Annotated in this window: 10 protein-coding genes and 2 tRNA genes; 4 read left to right on the plus strand and 8 right to left on the minus strand. The window is 68.4% G+C overall.

Annotated features, from left to right (window positions below; translation table 11 throughout):
- Positions 1-115: 115 nt before the first annotated feature.
- Entirely contained in the window at positions 116-1,900 is a 1,785-nt protein-coding gene (locus KEG38_RS29045) for a serine/threonine protein kinase (protein WP_272423118.1), read from the plus strand.
- A 415-nt stretch (positions 1,901-2,315) separates the two neighbouring features.
- Here KEG38_RS29045 and KEG38_RS29050 read toward each other — a convergent pair whose 3' ends face one another.
- From KEG38_RS29050 to KEG38_RS29065, 4 genes are all read right to left on the minus strand, one after another.
- The gene (locus KEG38_RS29050) at positions 2,316-3,089 is read right to left on the minus strand and encodes a hypothetical protein (RefSeq protein WP_272423119.1); all 774 of its coding nucleotides are present in this window, start codon (positions 3,087-3,089) and stop codon (positions 2,316-2,318) included.
- A 122-nt stretch (positions 3,090-3,211) separates the two neighbouring features.
- Positions 3,212-4,339, minus strand: coding sequence for a carboxylate-amine ligase (locus KEG38_RS29055; RefSeq protein ID WP_272423120.1), 1,128 nt, complete (start codon positions 4,337-4,339; stop codon positions 3,212-3,214).
- On the minus strand, positions 4,336-5,727 hold the full coding sequence (locus KEG38_RS29060; RefSeq protein ID WP_272423122.1) for a hypothetical protein: 1,392 nt from the start codon (positions 5,725-5,727) through the stop codon (positions 4,336-4,338). The genes KEG38_RS29055 and KEG38_RS29060 overlap by 4 nt, the downstream gene beginning before the upstream one ends.
- Positions 5,724-6,704: an ATP-grasp domain-containing protein gene (locus tag KEG38_RS29065; protein WP_272423123.1), complete on the minus strand. Its 981-nt coding sequence runs from the start codon at positions 6,702-6,704 to the stop codon at positions 5,724-5,726. Before KEG38_RS29065 ends, KEG38_RS29060 begins: the two co-directional genes overlap by 4 nt.
- 185 nt (positions 6,705-6,889) lie before the next feature.
- On the opposite strand from KEG38_RS29065, the gene KEG38_RS29070 reads away from it, so the two are divergent.
- Both KEG38_RS29070 and KEG38_RS29075 read left to right on the plus strand, forming a co-directional pair.
- Positions 6,890-6,961: transfer RNA gene (locus KEG38_RS29070), tRNA-Val, on the plus strand.
- A gap of 138 nt (positions 6,962-7,099) precedes the next feature.
- Positions 7,100-7,173: transfer RNA gene (locus KEG38_RS29075), tRNA-Asp, on the plus strand.
- A 124-nt stretch (positions 7,174-7,297) separates the two neighbouring features.
- On the opposite strand, the gene KEG38_RS29080 is transcribed toward KEG38_RS29075, so the two are convergent.
- Together KEG38_RS29080 and KEG38_RS29085 are read right to left on the minus strand one after the other, a co-directional pair.
- The gene (locus KEG38_RS29080) at positions 7,298-8,032 is read right to left on the minus strand and encodes a LysM peptidoglycan-binding domain-containing protein (protein WP_272423124.1); all 735 of its coding nucleotides are present in this window, start codon (positions 8,030-8,032) and stop codon (positions 7,298-7,300) included.
- Between the two features lie 92 nt (positions 8,033-8,124).
- Positions 8,125-8,952 (minus strand): hypothetical protein, encoded by an 828-nt coding sequence (locus KEG38_RS29085; RefSeq protein ID WP_272423125.1) that lies wholly within the window; start codon positions 8,950-8,952, stop codon positions 8,125-8,127.
- A gap of 148 nt (positions 8,953-9,100) precedes the next feature.
- On the opposite strand from KEG38_RS29085, the gene KEG38_RS29090 reads away from it, so the two are divergent.
- Positions 9,101-9,889, plus strand: a complete 789-nt coding sequence (locus KEG38_RS29090) for an exodeoxyribonuclease III (protein WP_272423127.1) — start codon at positions 9,101-9,103, stop codon at positions 9,887-9,889.
- Here the strand turns inward: KEG38_RS29090 and KEG38_RS29095 are convergent.
- Together KEG38_RS29095 and KEG38_RS29100 are read right to left on the minus strand one after the other, a co-directional pair.
- Positions 9,886-10,923 carry a hypothetical protein gene (locus KEG38_RS29095; RefSeq protein ID WP_272423128.1) on the minus strand — a complete coding sequence of 346 codons (1,038 nt, stop codon included), beginning with the start codon at positions 10,921-10,923 and terminating at the stop codon, positions 9,886-9,888. The two genes, KEG38_RS29090 and KEG38_RS29095, sit on opposite strands and share 4 nt — an antisense overlap.
- Positions 10,924-10,975: 52 nt before the next feature.
- Positions 10,976-12,325 (minus strand): serine/threonine-protein kinase, encoded by a 1,350-nt coding sequence (locus KEG38_RS29100; RefSeq protein ID WP_272423129.1) that lies wholly within the window; start codon positions 12,323-12,325, stop codon positions 10,976-10,978.
- Between the last annotated feature and the right edge of the window lie 4 nt (positions 12,326-12,329).

Consider the following 12,329-nt stretch of genomic DNA (forward strand, 5'->3'; position numbering starts at 1 on the left):
TCCTCTTGAGCCGTGAGCGGCGATCGTGACACCCTCCCATGCGCGGTAGCCTTCGCTCCCCTTGTCCTTCGCGGTCCCGCTGCCGAGGACGACGCATCCCAGAGGATCCTCGTTGTTGCTTCATAACCGAGATCTCAAGCCCGGCGTCACGCTAGGACGCTACGAGATCCTCATGCCCGTGGCGCAGGGCGGGATGGCCGCCGTGTGGGCCGCTCGCATGGTCGGCTCGCGCGGCTTCCAGAAGATCGTCGCCATCAAGACGATGCTGCCGGGCCTCTCGGAAGATCCCGAGTTCGAGGCGATGTTCCTCGACGAGGCGCGGCTCGCGGCGCGCATCCGGCACCCGCACGTCGCCGAGATCCTCGACCTCGGCGACGAGAACGGCGTGCTCTACATCGTGATGGAGTGGATCAACGGAGAGTCGCTCTTCGTGATCAACCGCAACGCCAAGGACCAAGGCGGCTTCCCCCTCCCCTTGCTCCTGCGCATGCTCTCGAGCGCCTGCGCGGGCCTGCACGCCGCACACGAGATGCGCGACGACGACGGCCGCCCTCTCGGCCTCGTGCACCGCGACGTGAACCCCGCGAACGTCATGGTCTCGTACGACGGGATCGTGAAGATCGTCGACTTCGGCGTCGCGAAGGCCACGGCGAGCGTCACCATCACGCGCGTGCCCGGCATGATGAAGGGCAAAGCGCACTACATGTCGCCCGAGCAGATCCGCGGCGAGCGGCTCGATCGTCGCTCGGACATCTTCTCGCTCGGGATCCTCATGTACGTGATGATCACCGGGCGTCACCCGTTCAAGGCGACCACGGACAAGCAGACGATGGACAACATCGTCGGCACCGAGCCCGTCCCGGTCCACGAGCTCGTGCCCTCGGTGCGCCCCGATCTCGAAGCCGTGGTCATGCGCGCCCTCGCGAAGCGCGTCGAGGATCGCTGGACCGACTGCGCCGAGATGCAACGCGCGCTCGATCAGATCACGAACGCCATCGGCGCGGCCGTGACCGACGGCGACGTGTCTTCGTTCGTGAGCAAACTGATGGGCGAGCGGTCGTCGCAGCGCCGCGCCGAGCTCGCCGCCGCGATCCAGGCCGCGGATGCGCGCGGGCTCGAAGCCGCAGAGGCGCCTGCGTCGCGGCGGGCCGAAGGGCCTGTGTCGCGAAAGCGCAGCGGCACGCCGTCGTCGCGCGGCGGCACGCCGTCGTCGCGTGGCGCTTCGCTCGAAGGCATCATCCCGATCTCGCTCGACGACGGCGAGTCCGTGCCGCCTCCACCGCCCGCGATCGTCGTCCCGAGCGTGCCCCCTCCCCCGCCGTCTGCGGCGCCAGCGCTCGTCACGTCGAAGCGCAAGCGATCGGTCTGGCCATGGCTCGGCCTCACCCTCGTCGCAGCGCTCGGCGGCGCGGGCGCTGCGCTGCGCCTCGGCCACTTGCCCTGGGCCGAGCCGCTCGTCCCACCGGCGCTTCGCTGGCTTTTGCCTCCGCCGAAGACCGCGCCCGCGCCCGCGCCACCTCCGCCGCCTGCGAGTGTCGTGCCCGCGCCGACCGCCATGACGAGCGCGAGCGCCGCACCTTCCGCGAGCGCGCCGAGCGACGAAGCGCTGGCCCTCGATGCAGGCGCGCCGAGCGACGCGGGATCCGACGCAGGCGACGCCGGGAGCGACGCGGGTGATGCAGGCTCCGACGCAGGCGACGCAGGCTCCGACGCTCTCGACGGCGGCTTGCCCGACGGCGGCGGCTACAGGTTTCTCCCGCCGAACCCCGGTGGCGGCTGGAAGCGCATCGACGGCCTCTGGTATCCGCCCCCGTGGTGGAGGCCGCCGTCACGCCTGCCGGGCGGAGCCCCGACGGCCCCGGCGCCCAAGGTCGACCCGAACGATCCGTACGGCGACTAGCGCGTAGCGCCGGGGTTTCACCCCGGACCCGAGCAGGGGCTATCCGCCCCTGCACCCGGACCAGGGCAAGCCCTGGACGCGGGGCGACAGCGCGTAGCGCCGGGGTTTCACCCCGGACCCGAGCAGGGGCTATCCGCCCCTGCACCCGGACCAGGGCAAGCCCTGGACGCGGGGCGACAGCGCGCGATGCGCGCTGTCGACAGGGAAGACGTTCCCAGCACGTAGGGCAGCGCTGCTGTCTTGGTCGGCAACGCCGCTCGTGGTCTTGCCACGGGCCCGTCGGATAAACCGCGCATCGCGCGGTTTATCCGCCCTCGGTCCAGGCCGTGCCTGGTCCGGGGTGAAGGGGGCGGACAGCCCCCTTCTGGGGTGCGGGGCAAAGCCCCGCGCACGCACATCCCTGTGGAACCCCCGCTCAGTACAGGCCCGTCTGCTCAGGCAAGCAGACGCCCATCGAGCAGAGCAGCAGATCGATGTCCGCGCCCGCGCAGCTCACCTGCCGCGCGCAGTAGTCATCGTATGCACACAAACGATGGCAGGACTGATCCGACCCGAGCGCGCGCACGTTCATGAGGCAAGCCCAGCCCCCCGTGAGCCACAGGCCCTCGGGTTTGTCGAACAGGCAGACCTCCTTGCGCTCCTCCGGATCGAAGACCTCGGCCGTGCAGGCGTCGCGCTCGATCTTCTCGCGCGACTTCCCCATCGTGTTGAGCATGTACGTGAAGTCGCAGGCGCCCGCCGAGGTCGAGTCGCGCGCGACTCGGTAGCGCAGCGTGGGGACGTCGAGCGAGCGTTGACGCACGCCCCGCAGCATCGCGACGAACTGGTTGTTGCCGCCGTCTTCCTTCGGCCCCTCGCGCAGCGCCGCGAGGATCTGCTCGTTCTGCTGCTCGACGCCGGGGTCTTCTTTGTCGGAGTAGCCGAGCCGGATGTACTTCTCGGGCGTCTTCGTCGTGCACGGCTTGGCGTGCTCCCAGAGCTTCTCGCTCACGACGGGCGGACGCTTCGTCCCCTCGCGCTTGCACACGCCGATCGCGCCCGCGGGCACCGCGCCCGAGGCGCGATCGGTCGGCTGACCGGGCGGCTCCTGGATGAACTCCGTGGACGTGCAGCTCACCGCTCCCACAGTCACCACGAGCCCCGTCACGGCGAGGGCGGCGATCCGATGCAACGCGCTCTTCGTACCCACGAACGCACGGTATCACCGCGGAGGGCCCGGACAGAAATCCTCGGTGACGAAAGGCGCCTGACCGAAGGCCAAGTAGCCGGATCTTTTTGGTTTTTGGGCGGGAATGCGGGGACGCGCGGGGCTCAGGCGCCCATGGCGGTCTGCTCGATCAGGTGATCGACGATGGCCTGCACGCTCTGCGTCTTCTGGAAGACGGCGAGCTGTTTGTCGGCGCTCGTGCCCTCCCTGAGGATGCCGCGGATGCGGTCGAGATCGGCCTCGGACTTGAAGATCGCCGCCGCCTCCTCGACGAAGTCGAGTAGCTCGCCGATGAGCACGCGCACGGGCAGTTGCTCCTGCTTGCCGAAGTCGATGAGCTGGCCGTCGATGCCGTAGCGCAGCGCGCGCCACTTGTTCTCCTCGATGAGCTCGCGCGCGTACTCGCGGAAGCCCATGTTCTTCCGGTAGAGCAGGTAGAGCTTGCCCATGAGCGCCTGGATGAGCGCCGTCAGCGCGACGGTGTCGTCGATGCGCGTCGTCATGTCGCAGATGCGCACCTCGACCGTGTCGAAGAACGGATGGGCGCGGACGTCCCACCAGATCTTCTTCGCGTTGTCGATACAGCCCGTCTTCACGAGCAGATCGACGTACGACTGGAACTGCGCGTACGAGTCGAAGTGACCCGGGATGCCCGTGCGCGGGAAGCGCTTGAAGATCTCGCTGCGGATGCTCTTCAGGCCCGTCGCGCGTCCGAGCCAGAACGGCGAGCTCGTCGAGAGCGCGAGGAGGTGCGGCAGGAAGTAACGGACCTGGTTCGCGAGCGCCATCGCGACCTCCTTGTCCTTGATGCCGACGTGGACATGCAGGCCGAAGATCAGGTTCGCGCGCGCGACGTCCTGCAGGTCCTCGACGATCACCTTGTAGCGCTCGCCGTCGGTGATCTCCTGCTTCTTCCAGTCGCTGAAAGGGTGCGTGCCGGCCGCGACGATGCGCAGGCCGTGTTTGCCCGCGAGCGCGCTGAGCTCACCACGCAGCTCGCAGATCTCCTGACGCGCCTGCCGGATGTCCCGGCAGATGCCCGTGCCCGTCTCGACGACGGACTGGTGCATCTCGGGCCGCACGCGCTCGCGCAGGATCGAGTGCTTCCCGCCCTCGAGGAGCTGACTCACGTAGGAGCGGAGCTCGCGCGTCTCGGGGTGGACGATCTGAAACTCTTCCTCGATGCCGAGCGTGAATTGACCGTCGAGCAGACCCTGGACCGTGGTGCTCATGAATCTCCCTCGATGATGAACGTGGGGACCGTTCCCGCCCCCGCATGAACGTTGCACATGTTCGTCGCGGATAACCTGCCCAGCATACCGCCGAGCTCGCCGCGAAACAGGATCGGATCGAGCTCGATGTGACGCCGCGAGAAGTAGAGCTCGCCCGCCGCGCCAACTTCCGGAAACATCGACGTCGGTAACGAAACGCGGAGCTGCAAAACGGACGGATCGACGAGCGCGAGCTTCAGCGCTCGCTCCCACACGCTGCTCTCCACGTTCGCGCCGATCACCACGCCACGACCGCCGACCTCGTCGTTCGGCTTGAGCACGAGGCGCGCGCGGTTGTCACGGGCCCACGGGACGAGGTCGATCTCCACGCCGTCCGGCCCTTCGGTCTTCATCTCCTCGACGCGCCTCGTCCACGGGATGAACTGGCGCACGGCCGCGCCCTCGTCCTTCGTGTAGAGCGCCGTCACGCGCGGATCGAAGAGCAGGGCGAAGAGGACCTTCTTGTCGAGCAGCTTCGCGCGGAAGCTGTTCACGACGCACACGACGCGCGCCTTGTACGCCTCGATGAGCGGGCGCACCTCGTCCTCGCGGCCGAGCAGCTCGCTCGTGAGCACGCGGCGGTAGACGAGGTCGATCTCCTCGCCCTTCGCCGAGAGCTTGCCGTCGCGGTACTCGAGCTCGCGCGGATCGACGAAGCGCGCCGGGATGCCGTGCAGCCGGAAGCGCTCGCAGATCATGTCGAACTCGGTCCGCGTCGCGACCTCCTGCCAGTCGACGACGGCGACTTTGGGGACGTGCGTTCCGCCGAACTCGTGCCACGCGTCGAGGATCGAGCCGACGAGGGAGTTGCCCGCGTAGACGGGCGTGATCGGCGAGACGCGGGCGAACTCGCGCATCGGCTGGAAGGCCTCGAAGAGCTCGGTGAGCCTGTCGGCGTAGCTCGGGCCGAAGGCGCCCTCGGCGTTGAGCTCGACGAACGAGAGCTCGGACCCCGCGAGGACCGCGTCGAGACGCGTGACGACGCCGACGGACTCGAACGCGGGGTTGTAGGAAAGGAGCCGTCGTTCGCCGTCCGTCAGGCCCATGAGCTCGAGGAGCGTGGGGTCTGCGAGGACGAGGTCCTTCGCCTTGATGACGGCGCTGCGGAAGTGCCGGAGCGCCCCGAGGAGCAGGTTGTACTGGGCGCGGAGGACGAAGTTCGGACGGAGGAACGTGCAGAGAGGCCGACCGGCGAAAACCGCGCCTCGCGCCACCATGCGTTCGAGCAGGGCGAGGTGATCCTCGCCCCCTCGATCCACGTAGGCCGTGAGCGCGTCGTGGTAGCGGTCGACGGCTGCGTCGAGCGCGGCGGTGAAGGGGTGCTTCGACGGCCGCTCGTGGGTGGTCACGTGCCTCTATCCCACCGGATGGGTTCGACCTCGGCGGCCATCTTGCTCCAGGCGTAGCGGTCGCGGATCGTGCGGCCCTCCTTGGCGGCTTTGACGCAGAACTCGACCATCCAGTCGGTGACCGTGTCGAAGAAACGCTCGCCGAGGTGCTCGATGTGCATGTCGGGCGCGGGGTTCGTGAAGTCGATGGCGTAGGGGACGCCGTCCTTGATGGCGAACTCGACCGAGTTCATGTCGTAGCCGAGCGCGTGGTTCAGGCGCAGCGCGTCGTTGACGATACGGTCGTGCAGGTCTTGCGGGAGCCAGCGCTCCTGGTCGCGGAAGATGTAGCGACCGCGGAGGCCCGTCGGGCCGATCTGCTTCGGGTCGTACTGGATCGTGAGGACACGCTCGCGGCCGATACAGATGCAGCGCGCGTAGTCGTCGAAGTCGATGAACTCCTGCAGCGTCATCACGTTGAGGTTCGAGGCGTCGTAGGCGCGCAGCAGATCCATCGGGGTGCGCACGACGGTCACGTCCTTCCAGCCGCCGCCGTCGGCGGGCTTCAGGATCGCCGGGAACCCCACGTACTCGACGATGGCGTCCCAGTTCAGCGGGAACTCGAGGTTGCGGAGCGACCGGTTCTTGTCGATCGCGGGGATGTAGTCCTTCTGCGGAAGCATCACCGTGCGCGGCGTGGCGACGCCGAGGCGCGAGGCGAGCGAGTAGCCGAAGAACTTGTCGTCGGCGCTCCACCACAAGGGGTCGTTGATCACGTACGCGCCGCCGAGGGCCGCGGCCTTGAGGTAGAAGCGGTAGTGCTTGACCTCCTGGCTGATGCGGTCGACGAGCACGCGGTACGGGGAGACGAAGCGCTCCGGCGTCCCTCCGATCTTCGCGAACTCCGCCTGGATGCCCGGGACTCGGTTGCAGCGCTCGATGAACGCCTGGGGGAAGGACTGCTCCCAGCCCGCGAGAATGCCGATCCGCTCCGTCATGCGACTCTCCGTTCCTCCTTGGGCCGCCCGTCGCGGCCAAGGCGCGCGCCGTCGATCGTGCGCCCGCGCATCGACTCTAGCCCGATTGTTCGTGCAGGCGGAAGTTTGGCGTGGCGTGATCCGCCCCAGAAAAAAACCTCTTGACGGAAAAGGTCCCCCGAGTAGACTCCGCGGCCTCTCCGTCGGGGCGGGTAGCTCAGCGGTAGAGCATTGGCCTTACAAGCCGATGGTCGCAGGTTCGAACCCTGTCCCGCCCACCCGGCTCCCCATCGAAGTTTGATGAGAGTCGGAGGCGGAAAAAAAAAAGAAAACAGGGGCTTGCAAACGGAGAACAAGGCTGGTAGACACCGGCCCCGTCAGCGAGAACGAAACAGCGACGCGCAGTTCGACACCATGGGGTGGTAGTTAAGTCGGTTATAACGCCGGCCTGTCACGCCGGAGGCCGCGGGTTCGAGTCCCGTCCACCCCGCTCTCTTGTATGCAGTACCAAAACAGCCGATCCCGAAAGGGTTCGGCTGTTTTGCTTTTGTCCGCCCGCTTCGCGCTCCCTCCCCACCCGGTTCGCCCGGCGCGGCGAGGAGAGCGTCGGGGCGCTAGTGCAGACGCCGCGCTGCGGCCTCGGCCTCGTTCTGCTCGATGACGTCGGGCAGCACGCGCAGCCGCACGAGGGTCCCGGGCAGGAGCTCGTCGTGGATGTGCAGCCGGTTCTCCTCGGCCACCTGCTCGACGTCGAGCGCGAACTCCCGCGCGATGCCGAGCAAGGTGTCGCCCGCGCGAACACGGTAAAGCACCTCCTCGCGCGGCCCCGGCAGGTTGCTCCGCGGAGCGGGCTGCCGCGCCGCTTCTTGCGCCTCGCCCGAGGTCGCGCCGATACGCGGTAGCTCCGTGGAGTCCGGTGCCGCGTCGGCGCCGGGGCGCACGTGTCGCTCGATCGTGGCGAGGTCGTATCGCCCGGGCATCCGACGGATCAGCGCGAGGATCATACCGCTGCGGACCGTCGTGTACTCGTGGCGGATCGAGCCGAAGGTCCACGCGTCCTGCAGGAGCTCGATGAGCACCGGCGAGAAGACCGGCCGACCCGTGTGCCCTCCCGGCAAGGCCGCTTCGGCAGCAAGGAGCGCATGCCGGAGCGCCGCGCGGTCGATGCCCTGCTGCTCGACGACCCTCGAGAGATCACACGTCACGTCGTCGAGAAGCGCGAGGAGCATGTGCACCAGCGTTACCTCGGGGTTCTTCGCGTTCACGGTCCGCAGGACCGCACCCTCGAGCGCCGTCATGCAGGCGCGAGACAACTTCCGAATCAGCCGCTTGATGTCGACGACGATCATTCGAAGGCTCCGGGCACGGGCGCGATGCGGGTCGCGAGGGATCGATCACGCCCGCTGCACGGAGTCTACGCTCGCCACGTCGCCCCGGGGAATCAGGACTCGGAGACGGCGCCCGCCTTCGAGACGTTGAACGAGAACGACTTCGCGCCGCTCGTCACGGTGACCTTGATCGTGTCCTCGTCGACGCGCTCGAAGCTCATCGCGATCGAGCGCTCCTTCGGATCCGCGAGCCTGTAGGTCCCCGCCTGCGGCACGGGGTCGACCCAGCGGAACTCGACGCCCTCGATCGAGAGGTCCCACGTCCCGCCCTGCCCCGTCCACGCGCGTGAGCCGTCGACCTGAAAACCCTCGGCGAGCCCGCCTTCGAGCGGGCGTTGCGTGCGGTCGCCCGTGCCCTTGCCGGTCTTGCCGTCTTCGATGCGCGTCCAGTCGAGCTCGTGCACGACGTGGCGCGTCTCGTTGGCCGCGCTCCACGTGACCTCGGCCGTGCCACTCACCTCGACGCGGCCGTTCGAAAGCTTTGTCCACGTATGATTCACGACGACGTCGCTCATGTCGTTCTTCGTCACCGTGATCTCGTGCGTGCCGCTGTACGTGTTGCCCTTGTAGGTACAGCTCCCGGGGTTCTTGCCGTACTCGACCTTGAGCGTCGGCCCCGTGAGCGTGACGGCGGCGCACGGGAGCTGTGAGGTGACGAAGTCGCGGATCTCCTGCGCCGCGGCCTCGGCGGCCTGACCGATGGTGAAGTCGGTGGTGATCTCGATGCTGCCCGCGGTGACGTTCTCGGCGTCGCCCGAGATGCTGGCCTCTTGCACGGCCTGTAGCGCCTCGGCCGTCGTCATCTCTTCTTGCTTGCGGCAGGACGTGGTGGCGAGCGTGGCGGGGATCAACAGGGCGATGACGAAAGCGCGCGTGTGCATGCAAGTCCCTCCTCGATGAGATGTCCGGGTGCTTGGGACACGCGAGCCGTCGCGCGGGTAAAAAACGAGCGAGCGTTCGGCGGCGACGGCGGGAGAGCGGATTCGCTTGACATGGCCCGGCCAAACCCTAGAGAGCTGTCTTCGACGCATGAAGATCGTGAGCTGGAACGTGAACGGGCTGCGGTCGGTCCTGGGGAAAGGTTTTTCCACGTGGCTCGCAAACGAGCGGGCCGACATCGTGGGCATCCAGGAGGTGCGCGCGCAGGAGGCGCAGCTCGGGCCGTGCCTGGAGTCGATCGGCGGCGCGTGGCTGCGCGCGTTCTCGGCGGCCGAGCGGCCGGGCTACAGCGGCGTGGGGCTGCTGTCGCGTTTGCCCGCGGACAAGATCTCGACGTCGCTGAAGGACGCGACGTTCGACGCCGAGGGGCGCGTGCAGATCGCGCGTTACGGGCGGCTCACGCTGGCGAACGTGTACTTCCCGAACGGCAGCGGGCCGAACCGCGACAACAGCCGCATCCCGTTCAAGCTCGCGTTCTACCGGCGTCTCTTCGACGTGCTGGAGGTGCGGCGGCGCCGTGGTGAGCCGATCCTCGTGATGGGCGATTTCAACACGGCGCATCGCGAGATCGATCTCGCGCGGCCCAAGGAGAACGTGAAGACGAGTGGCTTCACGCCGGAGGAGCGCGAGGAGCTCGATCGGTGGATCCGCGCGGGCTACGTGGACACGTTCCGCGTCTTCGAGCCGGGGCCCGGGCACTACTCGTGGTGGAGCCAGCGGTTCGGCGTGCGCGCGAAGAACGTGGGGTGGCGCATCGACTACGTGCTCGCGTCGGAAGGCGCGGCGAAGCACCTCAAGGGCGCGTTCCTCTCGCCGCACGTGACGGGCAGTGATCACTGCCCTGTGGGCGTCGAGCTGGACGACGCAATCGTGGGTTAGCTGCGGGCCGCGAGCGAGAACCAGCACGCCGCCGCGAAGAGGTGCAGGGCAGCGCGTGGCGGCGTGCTCGTGCGGCGCGTGGCGTCCTCGACCCAGGGCGCGATCGAGGCCATCGGCGCGGGGACACGAGGCAAGAGCTCCGGGCCTTCGGAGAGCCAATCTTCGAGATCACGTTCGTCCGCGAGCGTCGTGAGCATGCCGCCCGCGAGGGCGCCGCCCGCGTCCACGCGCACGCGCGCGAGCGTGAGAGAACCATCGAGCGGGCTCTCGACGGAGAGCACGGCCGTGCGCGCGCCGTCCTCGCTCTGCTCGGAGGCGAACACGAGGGCGCGCAGGCCCTCTACGTTCGTACGTGCCGACGAACGAAAGACACGCGCGAGGACGTCGGCCCAGCGCGCGCGCGGCGCCTTGCTCGGCGCCTCGTGCCAGAGCGATTCGCAGAGCCACACGGCCGCCGCTCCGCCCTCCTCGACGATGCGATCGACGGCGACGTCGCCGATGCCGAGGTCGTCACGACGAACGAGGTCCTCGTAAAGAAATGCCGCGGGGACCCGAGCGCGCTTGCGCAGGCGATCGATCTGCTCGAAGCGCGCGAGGCGGGACTCGAGCGGCTGGCGGACGATCTTTTCGGTGATCTCGGGCAAGCGCGCGGGTGTCGCCGCGAGGCCCGCGATCACCACGAGGAGCTGCGCGTCGTTCATCGCGAGGAGCTCGGCCTGCGTGACCTGCCGCGCGAGCTCCTGCGCGCGCGTCGGATCGACCGATCGCACGAGCGCGAGCGCGACGGCGCGCCCCTCGATCGGCGCCCGTGTGTCGAGCAGCACGCTCGTGAGCGCGGGCAGGTCCGACGTGGTGAGGCCGAGGAACGAGAAGGCGCGCACGTACAGCGGGACCTCGCGCGGGAGCGCACCCTGCGCGGCGAGGCGCGCGACGAGGTCCCTGCGGAGCTCATCCTTCGTGATCTCGGCGAGCCGCTCGTAGAGCTCCTCATCGGAGCGAGGTCGCTGTCGGAACAGGCGCTCCGTGTCGTTCATGCCGCGCTCCCCTCCCCCACGAAATGACGAGCGGCCGAACGATCGGCTCCCGTCACGATTCGAGAATCTTCTGCAACGTAGCTTCGAGCTGACGTGGATCGAAGCGCTTCGGCAGGACGGCTTGCACGCCGATCACCCGCGCCTCCGCTTCGAGCTCGGGCGTGATGTCGGACGCGAGCAAGATGAACGGGACGTCGGCGAGGCGCGGATTCTCGCGCATGACAAGGCAGAGCTCGAGCCCCGACATGCCCTGCAGCGTCCGCTGACAAACCACCGCGTCGGGGACGGCGCCACGCATCGCGGAGCGCGCCTCGTCGCCCGTGGAGGCCTCGATGACGTTGTACCGCTGGCCGAGGCTCGCACGCACGAGCGCGCGGAGCGTGCGCGACTCGTCGACGACGATGACACGCGGTTTCGCCGGACGAACCGTGGCCCGATCACGCGCCTCGTGGCGGTGGATCGGGAAGAGGCGTGTGATCGTCTCCATGAGCAGCTCGCTCGGCGGCGGCGAGGTGTGGAGGCGGAGCGTGCCGATCGCGTCGACGATCTCGAGGCCGCGTGAAGGCCGGTTGTCCGGGTCGCGATCGAGCAGGCGATGGACGATCTCGTCGAACTCGGGCGGGACGGCGCGGTTCTGGCTCGACGCGGGGGGCAAGTCCTCGGTCGTGACGCGCTGGATCGTGTGCGCCTCGGTCTCGCCGGTGAACGCACTCCGACCCGTGAGCATCTCGAAGAGGACCACGCCGAACGAGAAGAGATCCGAGCGCGCGTCGAGGCGGCCGCGCAGGATGGTCTCGGGCGCCATGTACGCGAATTTGCCCTTGAGCGTGCCGGCGCCGCCCTGCGTGGGCGAGAGGCGCTCGCGGGCGCGCGCGATGCCGAAGTCCGCGAGCTTCACGACGCCCTCGCGCGAGAGGAGGATGTTCGAGGGGCTCACGTCGCGATGGACGATGAGGAGCGGGCGGCCGTCCTCGCCGAGCTTGTGGTGCGCGTAGTCGAGTCCGCGCGCGGTCTCGACCGCGATGTGCGCGACCTCGGGGATGCTGAGGCGTTCGCCGCGCTTGCGGAGCTCGTAGAGCGTGGCGCCGAGGCTCGGGCCGTCGACGTACTCGAGCACGAGGTAGTACTGGCCGCCCTCCTCCGCGAACTCGACGACCTGCACGATGTTGCCGTGATGAAGGCGCGACGTGATGCGCGCCTCGTCGCGGAACATCGCGATGAACTCGTTGTTCGACGCGTACTGAGGAAGCACCCGCTTGACGACGACCTCTTTCATGAAGCCGTCGGTCCCCGTGAGGCGGCCGAGGAGCACCTCGGCCATGCCGCCATAGGCGAGCCTGCGGATGATTTGATACTTCCCCAGCCGCTCCGGGAGCTCCGGCTCCTGCATCGGAGGAACCATATCA

Source organism: Polyangium jinanense, from assembly GCF_028435265.1.
Classification (GTDB): domain Bacteria; phylum Myxococcota_A; class Polyangia; order Polyangiales; family Polyangiaceae; genus Polyangium; species Polyangium jinanense.